Source organism: Bradyrhizobium tunisiense, assembly GCF_042263385.1.
Taxonomy (GTDB): domain Bacteria; phylum Pseudomonadota; class Alphaproteobacteria; order Rhizobiales; family Xanthobacteraceae; genus Bradyrhizobium; species Bradyrhizobium tunisiense.
The window spans coordinates 807062-825285 of the sequence record NZ_JBHLEV010000001.1; the positions used below are offsets into that span (position 1 = coordinate 807062).

Here is an 18224-nt window from a genome sequence, read left to right on the forward strand (position 1 = left end):
GTCAGAACACGAGCACCATGCCGTCTTCGGCGGCGAGGTGCTCGATGTCGTCCAGGCGCGACAGCATGTCGTCGCTCATATGGGTGAGGACGAGACGTTTTGCGCCGATGGCCGGCAAATTCCGTTCCAAGGTCTTCAGGCTGAGATGGTTCTTGACCACCCTCTCGTACATATAGGCTTCCGCAATGAAAAGGTCGGCGCCATGCGCCAGCGGAATGAGCGTATCCGTCCATTCGGTATCGGCACTGTAGGCGAGCGTGCGGCCCTCGGCCTCGACGCGGTAGGCGAGGAAGGGACCTCCGGATTCGCCGTGCACGACCGGATAGGGCGTCACGCGCACCGCCCCGAAGGTCTTGCTTTGCTCGGGCGCGAGCTCCACGACCTCCAGCTCGAAACGCTGTTTGGTCCTGGAGGAGTGCTCGAACAGCGCCTCCATCACCTGGGCGAGCCGTGCCTCGATGCCTGCAGGGCCGGCGATGGTCAGCGGCCGCATCCGCCGCGAAAACTGCGCGTCGAGCAGCAGGAACGGCAGCCCGGCGAAATGGTCGCCGTGGAAATGCGTGATCAGGATCAGGTCGATGTCGTCGCGCGCGATCTCGAACCGCTTCAACGCCGGCAGAGCCGACGCGCCGCAATCGATCAGGAAATTGGTCGCGCGCCCCGAGACGTGGAAGCAGGTGTTGAGCCTGCCTCCTGAGCCGAAGGCGTCGCCGCAGCCGACAAAGCGCAGTTGCATCGGCTGCGCTACTCCTTTGACCTTTAGCGGCGGCGCGGCGCGCCGAAGACGCGCGAGAGCAGCCAGATCGGGATCACGATGACCGCGCCGAGCAGGAAGTAGCGCCACAGCCAGTTCACGGTGTCGAAACCGAGATCCCACAGGCGCTCGAACAGCAGGCGGATGCTGGTGAGGATGTTCCAGGGATCGAAGCCGATCGCGGCGAGCACGACGCCGACCAGGATCGAGAGCAGGACCAGGCGGAACGCGACCGCCAGCGGCGAGCCGCCGAGAAAGCGGTTCAGGCCATCGCTGTGGCCGGCCGGCAAATCTCTGACGTCTTGGACCATCTCAAACTCCTCAGGCGGATTCGACCCCATTATAGGGCACGGCGAGGGACATGGGGAACCCGTATGGGGGCGTCAATCGGGTTACGGGAGTTTAATTCGGGCAGGCGCGCCGGGACCACCGTCGACTATCACATCTCCATCTCCGCCGGCTCCGCCTTCAGCATCCTCTCCAGCGTTTCCAGCCTGTCCGCTTCCTTCGGCGGCTTGTCCCAGCGCAGGCGGCTGATGCGGGGGAAGCGCATGGCGACGCCGGATTTGTGCCGCGGCGAGCGCTGCAGACCCTCGAACGCCACCTCCAGCACCAGACCCTGGTCCGGCTCGTGCACGACATGGCGAACGGGGCCGAATTTTTCCGTGGTGTTGCGGCGGACGAAGCGGTCGATCTGGAGCAGTTCCTCGTCGGTGAAGCCGAAATAGGCCTTGCCGACCGGCACCAGCTCATCGCCGCCCTCGCCCGCGGTCCAGACGCCGAAGGTGTAGTCGGAGTAATAGGACGAGCGCTTGCCGTGACCGCGCTGTGCATACATCAGCACGGCATCGATGATGTGCGGATCGCGCTTCCACTTCCACCACTGCCCCTTCGGCCTGCCCGGCAGATAGGATGCATCGCGCCGCTTCAGCATGACGCCCTCGACCGCATCCGCGTCCTCGCCGGCGCCGGCGCTTGCCGGATCGGCGCGCGCGGAGGTCAGCGCGTCCCAGCTTGCGAAGGGCACGGTGGGCGACAGATCGATGCGGGGATCGCCGAGCTTCGCGATGAAGGACTCCAGCCGCTCGCGCCGCTCCGCGAACGGCAGCTCGCGCAGATCGTTCTCGTCGTCGCCGAGCAAATCATAGGCGCGCAGATGGATCGGAAATTCCTTGATCAGCTTCGGCGAGACGACCTTGCGGTTGAGCCGCTGTTGCAGAACGTTGAAGCTCTGCACGCGACCCTCGCGCAGGATCAGCAACTCGCCGTCGATGGCGCCCGGCAGCCGCAGCGACGGCACGAGGTCCGGGAAACTGCCCGTGATGTCCTCGCCGGTACGCGAATAGAGCCGCGCGGTGACATGACCGCGGTCGTCCCGCCCCGCCACCGCTTGCACGCGGATACCGTCCCATTTCCACTCGGCGATATAGTCGGCGGGATCGAGCGCGGCAAAATCCGTATCCTCGATCGCATGCGCGAGCATCACCGGCCGGAACGGTGCGGGATCGCGATTGACCGGCTTGTCGCCGCGGCCTTCCAGCCAGGCGAACAGGTCGAGATAAGGCGGCGAAAGCCCCGGCCAGATCAGCTCGACCTCGTGCGGGTCCTTGTCGCCGAGCGCGGCGGCCGCGGTCTTGGCGAGGCGCGCGGAGATGCCGATACGAAGCGCGCCGGTGACGAGCTTCAGCAGCGCCCAGCGGCCGGTCTCATCCAGCTCGTCGAGCCAGCGTTCGAGCTGCTTCGGCAGCTCGGTCTTGCCGAGCGTGCGAAGCGTGGTGACGACTTCGCTGAGCGATGGCGGCGGCGGGTTGTTGTGGCCAGCCAGCGCAGCCTTCGGCCACATCAGCGCCACCGTCTCCGAGAGATCACCGACATAGTCGTAGGACAGTCCAAACAGCACCTCATCGGTGCGCGACGCAATGAGATCGCGGATCAGCGCGGGCTTGGCATGCTTGAAGCTGAGCGCGCCGGTGAGCGCGGCCAGCGCGTAGCCGCGGTCGGGATCGCCGACCTCACGAAAATAGCCGGTGATCAACCGCAGCTTGTTGTTGCGGCCGGGCTCATAAGCGAGACGGTCCAGAAGCTCGGCGAAGCGGTTCATGCTTCGGCCTCGTCTTGAAGCGGCGTCTCGCTCTCCTCCTCGTCGCCATAACCGACGAGATCGAGCGGCTGCGCTTTCAGGCCTTTGCTCCGGCACCAATGCACCAGCGCATCTTCCTGGCCGTGCGTAACCCAGATTTCGCCCGCGCCGGTCGCGCCGATCGTAGCGATAAGGCCGTCCCAATCGGCGTGGTCGGAGATCACCAGCGGCAGCTCGACGCCGCGCTGCCGCGCCCGGGCGCGCACGCGCATCCATCCCGAAGCGAACGCGGTGACGGGATCGGGAAAACGCCGCGTCCAGAGATCTGATGTCGCCGAGGGCGGTGCCAGCGTGATGGTGCCGGCGAGCGCGGCCTTTTTCACGCCTTTCACCGGCCTGAGCTCGCCGAGCGCGATACCGCGGCTCTGATAATACTCGGTGATCTTCTCCATCGCGCCATGCAGATAGATCGGCGCCTCATAGCCGGCCTGCCGCAGCAGCGCGATCACGCGCTGGGCCTTGCCGAGCGAATAGGCACCGACGAGATGCGCGCGTTCCGGAAACAGCGCGACGGAGGCGAGCAGCTTCTTCACCTCGTCCGCGGCATCGCCGTGCCGGAACACAGGCAGCCCGAACGTTGCCTCCGTGATGAAGACGTCGCAGGGCACCAGCTCGAACGGCGCGCAGGTCGGGTCGGGCGCGTCCTTGTAGTCGCCGGAAGCGACGATGCAGGTGTCCTTGCAGGTCACGGCGACCTGCGCCGACCCCAGCACGTGGCCGGCCGGGTGAAACTTCACGCGGACATCGCCGAGCCGGATCTCCTCGCCGTAGCGGATGGCTTGCGTCGATCCGGCAAAATTCTCGCCGTAGCGCAGCCGCATCATGTCCAGCGTTTCCTGCGTCGCCAGCACCGCGCCGTGGCCGGCGCGGGCATGGTCGGAATGGCCGTGGGTGATCACGGCACGCTCGACCGGGCGAACGGGGTCGATATGGAAGCCGCCGGGCTTGCAGCACAGGCCGCTCGCGACTGGCAGCAGGATGTCTTGCGGACGCATCGTTGTCATATAGGGAGGAGCCGTTCCAAATTAAGCCGTGATGCGCGGGCTTGACCCGCGCATCCATCCTCTTAAACAGTTCCATTTTTGATGGATTGCCGGTCAAGTCCGGCAATGACAAGTGGTTCCCAATGCCTCTGCGCCTATTCCAGTCCTCCGGCGATCTCATGGCTGACCGCCGCTTCGAATTCGCGCGCGACCTCCAGCTCAAGGGCGACCTGACCGCCGCCGCGGACCTCCTGGAGCAGGCGCTCGAGCTCGCGCCTGACTTCACATCGGCCTGGTTCACGCTCGGCGAAATCCGTCAGCAGCTCGGCGAACGCGACAAGGCGATCGCGGCGTTTCGAGAGGCGCGCCGGTCCGACCCTGGCGATCAGCACGGCGCCGGCCTGCATCTGATGCGGCTCGGCGATGCCGAGATGGCGGAGATGCCCAAGGCCTATGTGCAGGCGCTGTTCGACCAGTACGCGCCGCGCTTCGAGCATACGCTCATCAACGATCTCGGCTACCGCGCGCCCAGCTTGATCTTCAAGGCGGTGCTGGCCGCACGGGTCGCCGCCAGGAAGCCGGCCTTCTTCAAGCGCACCATCGATCTCGGCTGCGGCACCGGCCTTGCGGCAGCCGCCTTCGCCAAGCAGGTTGACCATTTCATCGGCATCGATCTGTCGCCCGGCATGATCAAGCAGGCGCGCGCCACGGGCCTCTATGCCGAGCTCGAGGTCGCCGACATGATCGAGGGCCTGCGCACCAAGAGTGATGGATTCGCAAACCTCATCGTCGCCGCGGACGCCTTCGTCTATCTCTCCGATCTCGCACCGGTGCTGACCGAAACTAGGCGCGTGCTCGTCTCGGGCGGCGTGCTCGCCTTCACGCTGGAGACGCATGACGGCAGCGGCGTCGTTCTCAGCGAGGGCCTGCGTTATGCCCACTCCGCGGAATATGTGCGCGGCGCGCTCACCAGGGCCGGCCTGAAGCTGCTGACGCTGGAGCCCGCCTCGCCGCGCAACGAGAACAACGAGCCGGTGCGCGGTCTCGTCGTCGTCGCCGAGAAAACTTGAGTCCAGGCGCTAGGCGCCCTGCGATTTCAGCATCATTGCGTCGCAAAGCCGCGACTTCCCACTTGCGAGCCGAGCCGCAATGCCAGCACAATGCTCCCGCTAGGGAGAAACAAATAATGACGAAGAATCCATCGCGGCGCGATTTCAGCGCCGCCGCGCTCGCCACCATCGCCGCATCCACTCTACCCGCGCCGTACGTCTGGGCCGCCGAGAAGAAATACGATGCGGGCGCCAGCGACACCGAGATCAAGATCGGGCAGACCGTGCCGCATTCCGGCCCCGGCTCGCTCTACGGCGTGCTGGGCCGCGTCGGCGAAGCCTATTTCCAGATGCTGAACGAGAAGGGCGGCATCAACGGCCGCAAGGTCAAGTTCCTCACGATGGACGATGCCTACAGCGCGCCGAAATGCGTCGAGGCGACGCGGCGCCTGGTCGAGCAGGAGGAGGTGCTGGCGCTCTACGGCTCGCTCGGCACTGCACCGCAGACCGCCGTGCACAAGTACCTGAACTCCAAGGGCGTGCCGCAGCTGCTGCTCAACACCGGCGCGTCGAAGTGGAATAACCCGAAAGAGTTCAAATGGACGATGGCGGGCCTGCCGCTCTATCCGACCGAGGCGCGCATCCTCGCGCGCCACGTCGTCAGCGTGAAGCCGAACGCGAAGATCGGCATCCTCTACCAGAACGACGATTTCGGCCGCGACTTCCTCGGACCGTTCAAGAAAGTGCTGGCCGATGCCGGCGGCACCGCGCAGGTGATCATGGAGCAGACCTATGATCTCACCGAGCCGACCGTGGATTCACAGCTCATCAACCTGTCGAAGTCGGGCGCCGACGTCTTCTACAACATCTCCACCGGCAAGGCCTCGTCGCAGTCGATCCGCAAAGTCGCCGAGCTCGGCTGGAAGCCGCTGCAGCTTCTCTCCGCCGGCTCGACCGGCCGCTCTATCCTCAGCGCCGCCGGGCTCGAGAACGCCACCGGCATCGTCGCCATCCGCTACAACAAGGAGGTCGGCCTGCCCAAATGGGAAAAGGATCCGGATGTGATGGCGTTCGAGGAGCTGCGCAAGAAATACACTCCGGCGATCGACCCCGACAATACGATCGCCTTCGCCGGCTACGGCCAGGCCGCGAGCATGGCCGAGATCCTGCGCCGCTGTGGCAACGATCTCACCCGCGCGAACGTGCTGAAGCAGGCCTCGACGCTCGCGGGCTTCCATTCGCCCTACTTCCTCGACGGCGTCAGCTACAGCTACACGCCCGAGGACTACACGCCGATGAAGACGCTGTTCATCTCCACCTTCACCGGCAAGGATTGGGATATTTCCGACAAGCCGATGTCGGAGTAGGCGATACATTTCCCTGCGGCCGTCCTTCGGGACGTCCGCTCGGGCGCTAACTCGCGACTGCCAGCCGATAGGCCCGCGCGGCGTTCATTCCAAAAGCCTTGTCCCGCACCTGCGGGCCAAGCCTCGCCAGGCACGCCTCCAGCGCGCGCTTGATCTCGCCGTAGCTGCCCGCAAGCAGGCACACCGGCCAGTCCGAGCCGAAGATCAGCCTGTCCTCGCCAAAGCACTTTGCTGCGTGCGCGACGAACGGAAACAGCCGGTCCGCATCCCAGTCGTCCCAGACCGCCTCGGTCGCGAGTCCGGAGATCTTGCACCAGACATTGCCGCAAGCCGCGAGCGCTTTGATGCGGTCGGACCATTCGTCGCTTCCACCCTCCGCGATCGGCGGCTTGGCGGCGTGATCGAGCACGAAGCGCGCTTGGGGGAAGGCCTGCGCAGTTGCGATGGCGGCGGCGAGCTCGCGGGTGCGGACGAGGAAATCGTAGGCGAGATCGTGCGCGACCACGGCGGTGAGGCCACGCTGGACGTCCTCGCGGAGCAGCCAGTCGGGATCGGCCTCGTCATGCACCTGGTGGCGGATGCCGACGAGCTTGTCCCCGCCCGGCAAGCCGCGCAGCCGGTCGAGCGTGTCGCCGAGCGCGCCGTCCGTCAGGTCGGCCCAGCCGACGACGCCAATCACGGACGGCGTCGCCTGCGCGATGCGCAGAAATTCCTCGGTCTCCTCGACCGACGAGCGGCATTGCACCACGATGCTGGCGTCGATGCCGTTCCCTTTCAGCAACGGTGCGAGGTCGGCCGGACCGAAGGCGCGGCGGATCGGCGTCAGCTCGGGCGCGTCCATCCAGGGATAATCGGCGCGCGCCGGATCCCAGAAGTGCTGGTGGGCGTCGATGATCATGCCTACGCCCCGCCCGGCAGCGGCGCCCGCGCATCGACGAGGTTTCGCGCACGCAGTTCCTGCCAGAACGCCGCCGGCACCGCCATCTCCGACATTGCGATGTTGTCGGAAACCTCGGCGGCGTTGCGCGCGCCCATCACCGCGACCGTCACCGCCGGATGCGCCATGCAGAACTGCAGCGCGGCGGCTTTCAGCTCGGTGCCGTGCTTGCGGCAGAGCGCGTCGAGCTCGAGCGCCCGCGCAACCAGTGCGGCATCGGCATCCTGATAGTTGAACTTGGCGCTCGTATGCGGATTGGCCAGAATGCCGCTGTTGTAGATACCGCCGAGCAGGATTCCGATGCTCTTCGCTGCGCAGGCCGGAAACAGCGCATCCAGCGCGCCCTGGTCGAGCAGCGTGTAGCGACCGGCGAGCAGGAAGCAATCGACAGGCACGGCCTCGGCAAAACGCGTCAACATCTCCGACTGGTTCATGCCGGCGCCAATCGCCTTCACCGTGCCGTCCTCGCGCAGCCGCTGCAACGCGCGGAAGGCGCCAGTGACGGCGTCGTCATAGTGATCGTCGGGATCGTGCACCAGCAGGATATCGACGCGGTCGAGCCCGAGGCGGGCAAGACTCTCCTCCACCGATCGCATCACGCCGTCATGGCTGAAATCGAACACCGGCCGCTCGCGCGGCGTGCCCTTGTAGTGCTCGTCCTCGGTGGCGTTGCCTTCCGGCGCACGCAGCAGGCGGCCGACCTTGGTCGAGATGACGAAGGACTCGCGCTTCTGTTGCCGCAGGAAGGCGCCGAGCCGCCGTTCCGCGAGACCAAAGCCGTAGAGCGGCGCGGTATCGAAGAAGCGCACCCCGGCTGACCATGCACGCGCGATCGTTGCTTCCGCATCGGCATCGCTGACAGGGCTGAACAATCCGCCGAGCGGGGCGGAACCGAGCCCGAGCGAGGTGACGTCGAGCGAGCCCAGCCGCGACCGTTTCATTCCCATTGCCCTGTCTTCATTCCAACAATCCAGATCATCTCCCCCGCTCGCGGAAACCGCAAGCGGGGGAGGCATGCAGGAGCGCGGGGCTGGCGGACGCTCCTACTTCAACATCTGCGCGACGTTGTCCTTGGTCACGAGATCGAGGCCGGTGTAGACGATCTCCGGCACCTTCTCGCCCTTCTTGATCGCGAGCAGGGTGTCCATGGCTTTTACGCCCATCTCGAACGGACGCTGGCCGACCAGAGCGTTGGCGTAGCCGTCGCGCAACAGCTCGAGCTGCATCTTGAGGGTATCGGCGACGACAAGCGTGAACTTGCCGGAATCGATGTCCTTCTTGTTGCGGGAGGCGAACGCCTTGAAGCCTTCCGGGGCGAACATCGGCCAACCGCCGATGGGAACGATGGCGGCGAGATCAGGCGTTGCGGTGCGCATATCCGTCATCTGCTGCACCGCGAGCGCGGGATCGTCGTTGCAGAATGTCGGCGAGCCCGCGACCTCGGTCCATTTCGAGCCCTTCAGCGCCTCACGCACGCCGTCGACGCGCTCGGCGAGATTCTTGGCACCGGGACCGCCCGAGACCATGGCGTATTTGCCGCCGTCAGGCCGCAATTTCAGCAATTCCTTGCCGAGCGCGACGCCGAACTCCTTGTTGTTGGTGCCGATATAGGCGATGCGCTTGGAGCCGGGTGCATCGGCATCGAAGGTGATGACGGGGATGCCGGCGGCGGTCGCCGCCTCGATCGACTTGGTCATGGCTGCGACGTCGGCGACCGAGATGGCGAGACCGTCGACCTTCTGGGTGACGAAGTCCTGGATGATCTGGGCTTGCGTCGCCGGCTCGTGCTCGACCGGCCCCTTGTAGATGCACTCGATGTTGCCGAGCTCCTTGGCGCGCTTCAGGCAGCCGTCGCGCGCGAAGTCGAAGAACGGATTGTTCATCGCCTTGGGCACGATGACGAAACGATAGTTCGCGGCGAAAGCCGGCGTCGCCATCATCGCAACCGCGATGCCGGCAAGAAGCAGTTTCCTCATTGTCTCCTCCACCCTTGTTTGGTGCCCGTCCTCTTTGGAACGACCGGGAAGCGGACAGGCGGCATTTCTTGCCTCCCCGGAACGACGTCAATTCAGGTCATCCGCGAGCGGATGCGGTCGACCAGCACGGCCAGGATGATGATCACGCCCACCAGCGTCTGCTGCCAGTAGGAAGAGACCTGCGCCAGCACGAGGCCGTTGCGGATCACCTCCAGCAGCACGCAGCCGACGATGGCCCCCAGCGGGCCGCCGATGCCGCCGGCGAGATTGGCGCCGCCGATCACGGCCGCCGCGATCACGTTGAGCTCGTAGGACGTCGCCATGTTGGCCGGCGCCGATCCGAGCCAGCCAGAGATAATGATGCCCTGAAGGCCTGCAGCGAGCGCGCAGATCACATAGACCTCGATCTTGACGCGCACCACCGGGATGCCGGTGAGCTCGGCCGCCTTCTCGTTCCCGCCGAGCGCGAAGACGTGACGGCCGAACGCGGTATGGTGCAGCACCACGGCCATCGCCAGAGCGAGCACCACGAGATAGACGAACGGCACGGGCAGGCCGAGCACGTTGCCCGAGGTCGCTGCATAGAAGTAATCGGCGTCCGGCCCGCCCGGGAAACTGCCGCGGCCGTTGGAGACGACATAGCCGAGCCCGCGCACGATCGAGAGCATGCCGAGCGTGGTGACGAAGGGCGACAGCCCGAGCACCGCGATGCAGAAACCGTTGACCAGCCCGGCGATCAGCGCGACGCCGAGCCCGGCGAGAACGGAGATCACCAGGATCAGCCCCGGCACATTGGCAACGACAGTCTTGCCGTCAGCCGCCATGTGCACGAACAAGGCGCCGGCGGGCGAGCCGGGCGCCGACAGCTCGGTCATCACCATCGAGGTGATCATGGCGGAGAAACACATCATCGATCCCACCGAGAGGTCGATGCCGCCGGTGATGATTACGAAGGTCACACCGAGGGTCGCAATGGCGATGAAGGAAAAGTTCTTCGCCACGTTCTGCATGTTGCCTTCGGTGAAGAAATACGGGCTGGCGAAATGCATGATCACCAGCAGCACAGCGAGCGCGAGCAGGACGTAGCCGGTTTGGGAGGCGAAGATGCCGCGCTGCCACCATTTGATCCGGCCGACATTCGAGAAGGTGATCGGGCTTTCCATGGGCATGGCCATCACGCCGCCTCCTTCGCGCCGGTGATGAGGGCGGTGATCTCCTCTGGCGACGTCTCGTGGATCGGCTTGTCCGCCCGCTTCTCGCCGCGGCGCATGACGACGACCCGGTCGCACACGGCGAACACGTCGGGCATGCGGTGCGAGATCAACATCACCGCGACGCCCTGCTCCTTCAGCCGGTGGATCAGGCCGAGCACCTGCTCGACCTGGCGCACCGAGATCGCGGCGGTCGGCTCGTCCATCATCACTAGCCGTGCGTTGGAAAGCCGGGTCCGCGCGATCGCGACCGCCTGGCGCTGGCCGCCCGACATCTGCTTGACGAGATCGTCGGGGCGCGTCTCCGAGCGCAGCTCGCCGAACAGCTCCAGCGCGCGCGCCGCCATCGCCTTGTGATCGAGCAAGGCAATGGGTCCGAATTTGCGCTTCAGCTCGCGCCCGAGGAACACGTTGGCGGCCGCCGTGAGATTGTCCGATAGCGCGAGGTCCTGGTAGACGACCTCGATGCCGACGGCGCGGGCATCGATCGGCCGGCTGAAATGGACCGCGTTGCCCGCAAAGCGTATCTCGCCGTGGCTGGGACGGAAATTGCCGGCGATGACCTTGACCAGCGTCGACTTGCCGGCGCCATTGTCCCCCATCAGGCCGACCACCTCGCCCGGGAAGACCTGCATGTCGACGTCGTGCAACGCGCGGATCGCGCCGAACTCCTTGCCGATGCCGGAGAGCTCGAGGACCGGCGTCGCGTCAGCATTTGCCATCAGCAGCTTTCCTCAGACATAGCGGTTGACCAGGGATTCCAGATATTCCTGCCGACCCGATTGCGGCTGCGGGTCGAAGCCGGGCGCAAGCGCGCGGTCGGCGAGATCGGCGAGCGAACGCTGGCCACCGAGAATGGCGCGACCCTCGGGCCTGGCCCATCCCTCGTAGCGCTTGGCAAGCGGCGTGGTGAGCGCGCCGGCGTCGATCATGTCGGCCGCGGCGAGGAAGGCGCGCGCGCAGGCATCCATCGAGCCGACATGGGCATGGATCAAATCGTCCGGGTCGATCGACTGCCGCCGGATCTTGGCATCGAAATTCAGCCCACCCGTGGTGAATCCACCGCGGTTCAGGATCTCGTGAAACACCACCGCCAGCTCCGGCACGTTCATCGCGAACTGGTCGGTGTCCCAGCCGAGCAGATCGTCGCCGCGGTTGATATCGAGCGAGCCGAACACACCGAGCGCCTCCGCGAGCGCGACCTCGTGATGAAAGGAATGGCCGGCGAGGATGGCGTGGTTCTGCTCGATGTTGAGCTTGACGTCCTTCAGGAGGTCGTAGCGTTCGAGGAAGCCGTAGCAGGTGGCGACGTCGAAATCATACTGGTGCTTGGTCGGCTCCTTCGGCTTCGGTTCGATCAGGATCGGGCCCTTGAAACCTATCTTGTGCTTGTGCTCGACCACCAGCGAGACGAAGCGGCCGAGCTGGTCGAGCTCGCGCTTGAGATCGGTGTTGAGCAGCGTCTCGTAGCCCTCGCGCCCGCCCCACAGCACATAATTCTGGCCGCCGAGCCGGTGCGTCACCTCCAGCGCGGCGCGGACCTGGCCTGCCGCATAGGTGAAGATCTCGGGGTCCGGATTGGTCGCCGCGCCCGCCATGTAGCGGCGATGTGTGAACAGATTGGCGGTGCCCCAGAGCAGGCGGACTTTTGCGGATGCCATCTTCTGCTCGAACAGATCGGCGATCGCGTTGAGATTGGCGACGGACTCGGCGAGCGAGGCGCCTTCCGGCGCCGCGTCGACGTCGTGAAAGGTGAAGAACGGCACGTCGAGCAGGCGGAACAGCTCGAAGGCGATATCGGCCTTGGCCCGCGCCATCGTCATCGCGTCGGCGCCCTGGTGCCACGGCCTCAGGAACGTCTCGCCGCCGAAAGGATCGCCGCCCGGCCAGCAGAACGAATGCCAATAGCAGACCGCAAAGCGCAAATGATCCTCGAGCCTGCGGCCCTGGACCATGCGATCCCTGTCGTACCAGCGGAACGCGGGCGCTTGCCCCGCGTCCTTGCCGGCGAAGGTGACGGGTGCGCTTGCATCGAAGAATTTGACTGGCGCGTTCACTTAAAGGGTCTCCTTCAATGCGGGATAAAGCGCACGCCATCGCCGATAGGCCTCCTCATAGGCCGCAGCGACGGACGTCCGGGGCATGAAGCTCGCGAGCCGCCGCGGACCGGTGCAGACCTGCACCGGATCCTCACCTGTCGCAGCGAGCCGGCCGAGCCGCGCGGCCCCGAGCGCGGCTCCCACCTCACCTTCCTCGACGCGGTGAACGGGAATATTGAGCACGTCGGCGCAGATCTGCGCCCACAATGGCGAGCGCGAGCCGCCACCAACGAGATCGAGCTCGGCAACAGGCCCGCTCGCCGCGCTCAGCGCCGCCAGATTGTCGCGCGCGGCAAAGGCCACGCCTTCGAGCACGGCCTGCACGATCTGCGCCCGCCCGGTCGCGCCGCGCAGGCCGACAAAGGCGCCGCTCGCCGCGGCATCGTTGTGCGGCGTACGCTCGCCGTCGAGATAGGGCAGAAATCTGATCGGGCTCGGTCCGTCGACGCGCTCACCGAGCGGAGCCAGCAGCGTTGCGGCCGGCGTCTCCATCACACCGGACAGCCAGGCGAGCGAGGCCGCAGCCGAGAGCATCACACCCATCTGGTGCCAGAGGCCGGGCAGCGCGTGGCAGAAAGCATGCACGGCCGAGGCCGGTGCCGGCGCGAAGCGATCGGTGACGCGAAATACGACGCCTGATGTCCCGAGCGACAGGAAGGCATCGCCGGGCGTGATGGCGCCGAGCCCGATCGCACTGCCTGCATTGTCGCCGGCGCCGCCCGCGACCACGACGTCCTCAGCCATGCCCCAGCGCTGCGTGAATTCCGCCGCCAGCACCGCGCTGGCCGCGCTGCCCTCGACGAGGCGCGGCATGTGATGCAGATCGAGCCCGGTCGCATGCAGCAGCAGCGCCGACCAGCGGCGCTGGCCGACGTCGAGCCAGAGCGTGCCGGCGGCGTCGGACATGTCCTCGATCATCTCGCCGGTCAGGCGATAGCGGACATAGGCCTTCGGCAGCAGCACTTTCGCCACGCGCGCGAAAATATCGGGCTCGTGTCGCGCGATCCAGAGCAGCTTCGGCGCGGTGAAGCCGGGCATCGCCAGATTTCCGGCGATCGTGTGCAGCGACGGACAGCGCCGCTCCAGCAGGGCGCATTCGCTTTGCGAGCGACCGTCATTCCAGAGAATCGCGGGACGCAACGGCCGGCCGGTCTCGTCGAGCAGCGTCGCGCCGTGCATCTGGCCCGACAGGCCGATGCCGGCCACATTCGCAACCTCGCGCGGATGGCGGGCGGCGAGATCATCGACCACGCCGATCGCCGCATCGACCCAGGAATCAGGATCCTGCTCGGACCACAGCGGCGCCGGATGCGACAGCACAAGCTCGCGCGTTGCCGTAGCGACAATCGCGCCGGCTTCGGTCACGAGCACCGCTTTCACACCGGATGTGCCGATGTCCAGTCCGAGATACAAATCATCCTCCTCTTGACCCATGACGATGCGCGATCTTGGTCGTCGCGCTGGCCGTCAGAGGCAGTTCGAAATCCACCTGCCGCTAGGGCAGATTATCCCGCATCACGATGTCGATCCTGATCTTCTCCTGTTCGCGCAGGATCGGCTCGCCGCGGGCGAGCGCAAGCAGCACGCGCACCGCGGCGCGCGCCTCATGTCCCGGGTTCTGCGAGATCGCCGCATCCATCACGCCCTGCAGCAGCAGCCGCCGGGTCAGCACGGTGACATCGTGGCCGACGAAGACCACTTGCTTGTCGCGGCCGGCGTCACTCAACGCCTTGGCGACACCCTGCGTGCCGGCGCCGACATTATAAAGGCCGACAATGTCGGCATGTCGGCCGAGCAGCCGCGCCAATAATTGTTCCGAACGATCGTCCTCGTCGCGCCCTTCCAGGACCGGCAGCACGCCGAGACCGGGGAATTCCGACGCCATCACCTGGTTGAAGCCGAAGATGCGCTCGGCGTGGTCGCGCAAGCCCTGCGAGCCCGCGACGATCGCAACCTTGCCGGAGTTTTGGCCGACCAGCCGCCCGACCAGCGCACCGGCGGTGCGCCCTGCGGCGATGTTGTCGATGCCGACATAATGGTGGCGGCGCGACGACGGCACGTCCGAAACCAGCGTCACCACCTTGGTTCCGGCATCGACGAGATCGTTGATCGCGGCGCGGACGCTCGGATGATCCAGCGCTACCACGGCGACGCCGTCGCAATCGCCCGACAGCGCCTCCAGGGTGCCTGCGAGCACCGACGGGTCGAATACGTCGGTTGTGACCGTCTCGACGCTGAGACGGCGCGCCGAGAGCCAGGCCGACATCTCGCCGAGATAGGCCTCGATCTGCTGCATGAACGGGTTCGATCCCGACGGCATCACGAAGGCAAAGCGGCGGGCGCGGCCGCGCGCGAGCTCCGCCGCGGCCACATGCGGTTGGAACGAATTGCGCTCGATCGCCGCCTTGACGCGCCGCACCGTGTCGGGCCGCACGCCCGGCCGGTTGTGCAGGACACGGTCCACCGTCGCCAGGCTCACGCCCGCCTCGCGGGCGATGTCCTTCAGCGTCAAGGCGGTCGGGGTGAGCGTCTCAGCCATGCCTGAAGGCTAGCAGAGGTGTTTTGAGGTACGCAACTCATTTTGAGGGATGGCGCCGTTTCCGGGCCCGGGTTGCACAGAGCCCCCTTAGCCGACCGTCAGGTCGAGGGTCAGGAACAGGCTGTTGGGATCTTCGGCATAACCCTCGAACGGGCCGCACAGGACGAAGCCATGCGCCTGGTAGAGCGCATGCGCCGGCTTGAAATAATCCCATGAGCCGGTTTCGAGGCTCAGCCGGGTCATGCCGCGCGCGCGGGCCTCGGCAATGATGTGGCGCAGCATCTGCCCGCCAAAGCCGCGCCGCCGCGTGGTCTGAAGCGTGTGCATCGACTTCACCTCGCCGTGGCTCGCTGAAAGCGACTTCAACGCACCGGTCGCAACCAGCGTCTCGCCGTCCCAACCGGTCCAGAACGCGACCTCTGGTGCACGCAGGCCCGCGAGATCGAGCGCATGGGCGCTGCCCGGCGCCGTCTGCGCCCGCGCGGCGCTGACGTGATGATCGAGCAGCGCGACGACGCGCGGATCATGGGTGTCGCCGGTTCGGATCTGCATCGTGCTCGTCTCCACGTCCTGTCCTCACATCTTGCCGTAGGACGCGCCGCGCCGCGTGATGATGACGTAGCGCGCGTCCTGCTTGGTTTCGTTCTCGAAGATCACGGCGCGCATCACGTCGAAATCCAGGCAATCGCCCTCGCGCAGCCGCACCGCCTTGGCGTCGATGTGCACGGCAATCGCGCCCTCCAGCATCAGCAGTTGCTGAGTGAAGGCGTTGCGGCCCCAGGGGCTGTAAGAGACGCGCGCGCCGGCCGGAAGGTCGACGACGATGATCTCGATGCCGCTGGCCGCATCCGGCGGCGAGGCGTGCCGCCGGCGATAGCCGCTGTCGGGGTCGCGCCAGAGCGGCTGGTCTGCCAGCCGCACCAAGCGCTCCGGCGGCTTCTCGGTGAGCGCGACGACATCGCTGAGCGTGACGTCGAGCGCCGCGCAGAGCTTGTTCAGCAGCGCCGCCGTCGCACTGCTCTGCGCCCGCTCGACCCGCCCGATCATGGCCCGGCTGACGCCGGAGCGCGTTGCCAATTCGTTCAACGTCATGCCCGCCTGCGTCCGCAGCGTCTTCAAGCGGCGACCGATGGCGCGGTCGAGTTTCTGCTGGTCCATGGGTTTCATCCGAACACCGCCCGATACGAGGACCGCACCCGCCCGGGTGAGAGAAGATTAGCGCGCGGGGAGGCACACGCGCGGAGCGGCAGTCCAATATATTAGAATCTTTGCGGGGGCCGTATGGCCGACTAGGATGCGCCCCAACCACAAATAAGATCGGAGGCGACGAATGGGTGGCCCGACGCAGCGGATGATCAAGGCCAACGGTATCAACCTCAACATCGCCGAGCAGGGCAAGGGACCACTGGTCCTGCTCTGCCACGGCTTTCCGGAAGGCTGGTACTCCTGGCGCCACCAACTCGACGCGCTGGCAGCGGCCGGCTACCACGCGGTTGCGCCCGACATGCGCGGCTATGGCAAGAGCGACCGGCCTGAAGCGATCGATCAGTATACGATCCTCCACATGGTCGGCGATCTCGTCGGCGTGCTCGACGCCTTCGAGGCGAAACACGCCGTCATCGTCGGGCATGATTGGGGCGCCACGATCGCCTGGCACACGGCGCGCCTGCGGCCGGATCGCTTTCGCGCCGCCGCCATCCTCAGCGTGCCCTATCGGCCACGGGGGCCGGTGCGACCGACGAGTGTCATGCCGCAGACGGCGGATACGCAGTTCTATCAGCTGTACTTCCAGGAGCCGGGTATTGCCGAAACCGAATTCGAACGGGATCCGCGTGCAACACTGGGCGCGATGCTCTATGGCGGCTCGGGCGAGGGAGCGGCGGCGATCCGCGCCAATGCCGAGCGTCAAGGGCGGACCGCTGGCGCCGGCATGGTCTCGCGCAAGGACGGGATGCTGCCGAAGGTGCCGGTGCCGCTGCCGTCTTGGCTGAGCGCCGCCGACCTCGAACACTACGGCGCAGAGTTTGCCCGCAGCGGATTTCGCGGACCGCTCAATTACTACCGCAACATTGATCGCAACTGGGAACTGATGGCGGCCTTCGAAGACGTGAAGGTGACGGTGCCCTCGCTCTTCATCGCGGGCGACCACGACATGGTCCTCGCCTTCCCCGGCAGCGCCGAGCTTCTCGCCAACATGAAGCAATGGGTGCCGCAACTGCGCGAGATCAGGATGCTGCCCGGCTGTGGGCACTGGACGCAGCAGGAGCGACCGGCAGAGGTCAGCGCGGCGATCGTGGAGTTTCTGCGAAGCCTGCCGAATTAAGGGCTTGGAGCGGGCGAAGGGAATCGAACCCTCGTATGCAGCTTGGGAAGCTGCCGTTCTACCATTGAACTACGCCCGCGTTGTGCGCTGGTCACGCCCGTTCTGATTAGCCGAGACGGCGCGTCCCGCCAAGCGGTTTGGCGCATGCGGCCCGACGCTCGTTAACTTTTCAGTAAGATTCCACGTGCGCCGGATTGTGGCGGTGTTATGATCGCTTGTCTGGGGAGAGACGTGCACTGAGTGGGGCGTGTGCATGGTGGGGCATGGCTATTCGATATTCGACACGGCCATAGGCCGCTGCGGCATCATCTGGAGCGGCACCGGCGTGGTCGCGGTGCAGTTGCCGGAGGCGCGGGAGATCGACACCCGCCGCCGAATTTTTCAGGTCCATCCCGAGGCGCGCGAACAGCGGCCGTCCGAAAATGCCGAGCTTGCGATCGAAGGCATCAAAGGCCTGCTGCAAGGCGACGATCCCGATTTTTCCGAGGTCAGCCTGGATGCCGGCGGCGTGCCCGGCTTCAACCGGCGCGTCTATGAGTTCGCCTGCTCGATTCCGCGCGGGGAGACGCGCACCTATCGCGAGGTCGCCAAGGCGCTGGGCGCCTCCGGCGCCGCGCATTCGGTGGCGCAGGCGATCGCCAAGAATCCCTACATGCTGATCGTGCCCTGCCACCGGGTGCTGGAGGCCGGCAATTACACCGACCGGCTCTCGCCCTATGGCGGAGTGATCTCCAAGCGGCGGCTGCTGGCGCTGGAGGGCGCCCATCCCGTCGCCAGCAAGACGCTGTTCGAGGTGCTGCTGCCCGTTGCTCCGCCGAGGCCGTCCAGCTAAGGCGCGATCTCGAT

Annotated in this window: 18 protein-coding genes and 1 tRNA gene; 4 read left to right on the forward strand and 15 right to left on the reverse strand. The window is 66.1% G+C overall.

The genetic code is table 11. The annotated features are described in order from the left end of the window. Position 1: 1 nt before the first annotated feature. From ACFDR6_RS03860 to ACFDR6_RS03875, 4 genes are all read right to left on the reverse strand, one after another. Positions 2 to 736, reverse strand: coding sequence for an MBL fold metallo-hydrolase (locus ACFDR6_RS03860; protein ID WP_375857455.1), 735 nt, complete (start codon positions 734 to 736; stop codon positions 2 to 4). Positions 737 to 759: 23 nt separating this feature from the next. After that, entirely contained in the window at positions 760 to 1065 is a 306-nt protein-coding gene (locus ACFDR6_RS03865; RefSeq protein WP_212084161.1) for a DUF6460 domain-containing protein, read from the reverse strand. A gap of 128 nt (positions 1066 to 1193) precedes the next feature. Further along, positions 1194 to 2855, reverse strand: coding sequence for an ATP-dependent DNA ligase (locus tag ACFDR6_RS03870; protein ID WP_375857456.1), 1662 nt, complete (start codon positions 2853 to 2855; stop codon positions 1194 to 1196). Further along, positions 2852 to 3889 carry a ligase-associated DNA damage response exonuclease gene (locus tag ACFDR6_RS03875; RefSeq protein ID WP_375857913.1) on the reverse strand — a complete coding sequence of 346 codons (1038 nt, stop codon included), beginning with the start codon at positions 3887 to 3889 and terminating at the stop codon, positions 2852 to 2854. The genes ACFDR6_RS03870 and ACFDR6_RS03875 overlap by 4 nt, the downstream gene beginning before the upstream one ends. A 131-nt stretch (positions 3890 to 4020) precedes the next feature. Here ACFDR6_RS03875 and ACFDR6_RS03880 point away from each other — a divergent pair, with 131 nt between their 5' ends. Continuing rightward, entirely contained in the window at positions 4021 to 4947 is a 927-nt protein-coding gene (locus tag ACFDR6_RS03880; RefSeq protein ID WP_375857458.1) for a class I SAM-dependent DNA methyltransferase, read from the forward strand. Between the two features lie 116 nt (positions 4948 to 5063). Further along, positions 5064 to 6293, forward strand: a complete 1230-nt coding sequence (locus ACFDR6_RS03885; protein WP_317241444.1) for an ABC transporter substrate-binding protein — start codon at positions 5064 to 5066, stop codon at positions 6291 to 6293. A 46-nt stretch (positions 6294 to 6339) separates the two neighbouring features. Here the strand turns inward: ACFDR6_RS03885 and ACFDR6_RS03890 are convergent, their stop codons facing one another. From ACFDR6_RS03890 to ACFDR6_RS03935, 10 genes are all read right to left on the reverse strand, one after another. Beyond that, complete coding sequence (locus tag ACFDR6_RS03890) at positions 6340 to 7191, reverse strand: amidohydrolase family protein (protein ID WP_375857460.1); 852 nt, start codon at positions 7189 to 7191, stop codon at positions 6340 to 6342. A gap of 2 nt (positions 7192 to 7193) precedes the next feature. Next, complete coding sequence (locus ACFDR6_RS03895; protein WP_212084151.1) at positions 7194 to 8171, reverse strand: aldo/keto reductase; 978 nt, start codon at positions 8169 to 8171, stop codon at positions 7194 to 7196. A gap of 102 nt (positions 8172 to 8273) precedes the next feature. Next, positions 8274 to 9206, reverse strand: coding sequence for a sugar-binding protein (locus ACFDR6_RS03900; RefSeq protein WP_212084149.1), 933 nt, complete (start codon positions 9204 to 9206; stop codon positions 8274 to 8276). Positions 9207 to 9298: 92 nt separating this feature from the next. Beyond that, entirely contained in the window at positions 9299 to 10381 is a 1083-nt protein-coding gene (locus tag ACFDR6_RS03905) for an ABC transporter permease (RefSeq protein WP_212084147.1), read from the reverse strand. Next, positions 10381 to 11139 carry an ATP-binding cassette domain-containing protein gene (locus ACFDR6_RS03910; RefSeq protein WP_317241447.1) on the reverse strand — a complete coding sequence of 253 codons (759 nt, stop codon included), beginning with the start codon at positions 11137 to 11139 and terminating at the stop codon, positions 10381 to 10383. The genes ACFDR6_RS03905 and ACFDR6_RS03910 overlap by 1 nt, the downstream gene beginning before the upstream one ends. A 12-nt stretch (positions 11140 to 11151) precedes the next feature. Next, the gene (xylA, locus tag ACFDR6_RS03915) at positions 11152 to 12474 is read right to left on the reverse strand and encodes a xylose isomerase (protein WP_375857461.1); all 1323 of its coding nucleotides are present in this window, start codon (positions 12472 to 12474) and stop codon (positions 11152 to 11154) included. Then, positions 12475 to 13929 carry a xylulokinase gene (gene xylB / locus ACFDR6_RS03920; protein WP_375857463.1) on the reverse strand — a complete coding sequence of 485 codons (1455 nt, stop codon included), beginning with the start codon at positions 13927 to 13929 and terminating at the stop codon, positions 12475 to 12477. It abuts the gene before it with no gap. Positions 13930 to 14011: 82 nt separating this feature from the next. Next, the gene (locus tag ACFDR6_RS03925; RefSeq protein WP_317241450.1) at positions 14012 to 15055 is read right to left on the reverse strand and encodes a LacI family DNA-binding transcriptional regulator; all 1044 of its coding nucleotides are present in this window, start codon (positions 15053 to 15055) and stop codon (positions 14012 to 14014) included. 87 nt (positions 15056 to 15142) lie between these two features. Beyond that, positions 15143 to 15607, reverse strand: a complete 465-nt coding sequence (locus tag ACFDR6_RS03930) for a GNAT family N-acetyltransferase (protein ID WP_375857465.1) — start codon at positions 15605 to 15607, stop codon at positions 15143 to 15145. A gap of 24 nt (positions 15608 to 15631) precedes the next feature. Next, on the reverse strand, positions 15632 to 16213 hold the full coding sequence (locus ACFDR6_RS03935; RefSeq protein ID WP_375857466.1) for a helix-turn-helix domain-containing protein: 582 nt from the start codon (positions 16211 to 16213) through the stop codon (positions 15632 to 15634). Between the two features lie 172 nt (positions 16214 to 16385). Between ACFDR6_RS03935 and ACFDR6_RS03940 the strand changes: the two genes are divergently transcribed. After that, positions 16386 to 17378: an alpha/beta fold hydrolase gene (locus tag ACFDR6_RS03940; protein ID WP_375857467.1), complete on the forward strand. Its 993-nt coding sequence runs from the start codon at positions 16386 to 16388 to the stop codon at positions 17376 to 17378. A gap of 5 nt (positions 17379 to 17383) precedes the next feature. Here ACFDR6_RS03940 and ACFDR6_RS03945 read toward each other — a convergent pair. Beyond that, positions 17384 to 17457: transfer RNA gene (locus ACFDR6_RS03945), tRNA-Gly, on the reverse strand. Between the two features lie 174 nt (positions 17458 to 17631). On the opposite strand from ACFDR6_RS03945, the gene ACFDR6_RS03950 reads away from it, so the two are divergent. Beyond that, positions 17632 to 18210, forward strand: a complete 579-nt coding sequence (locus ACFDR6_RS03950; RefSeq protein WP_375857469.1) for a methylated-DNA--[protein]-cysteine S-methyltransferase — start codon at positions 17632 to 17634, stop codon at positions 18208 to 18210. Positions 18211 to 18224 lie beyond the last annotated feature (14 nt).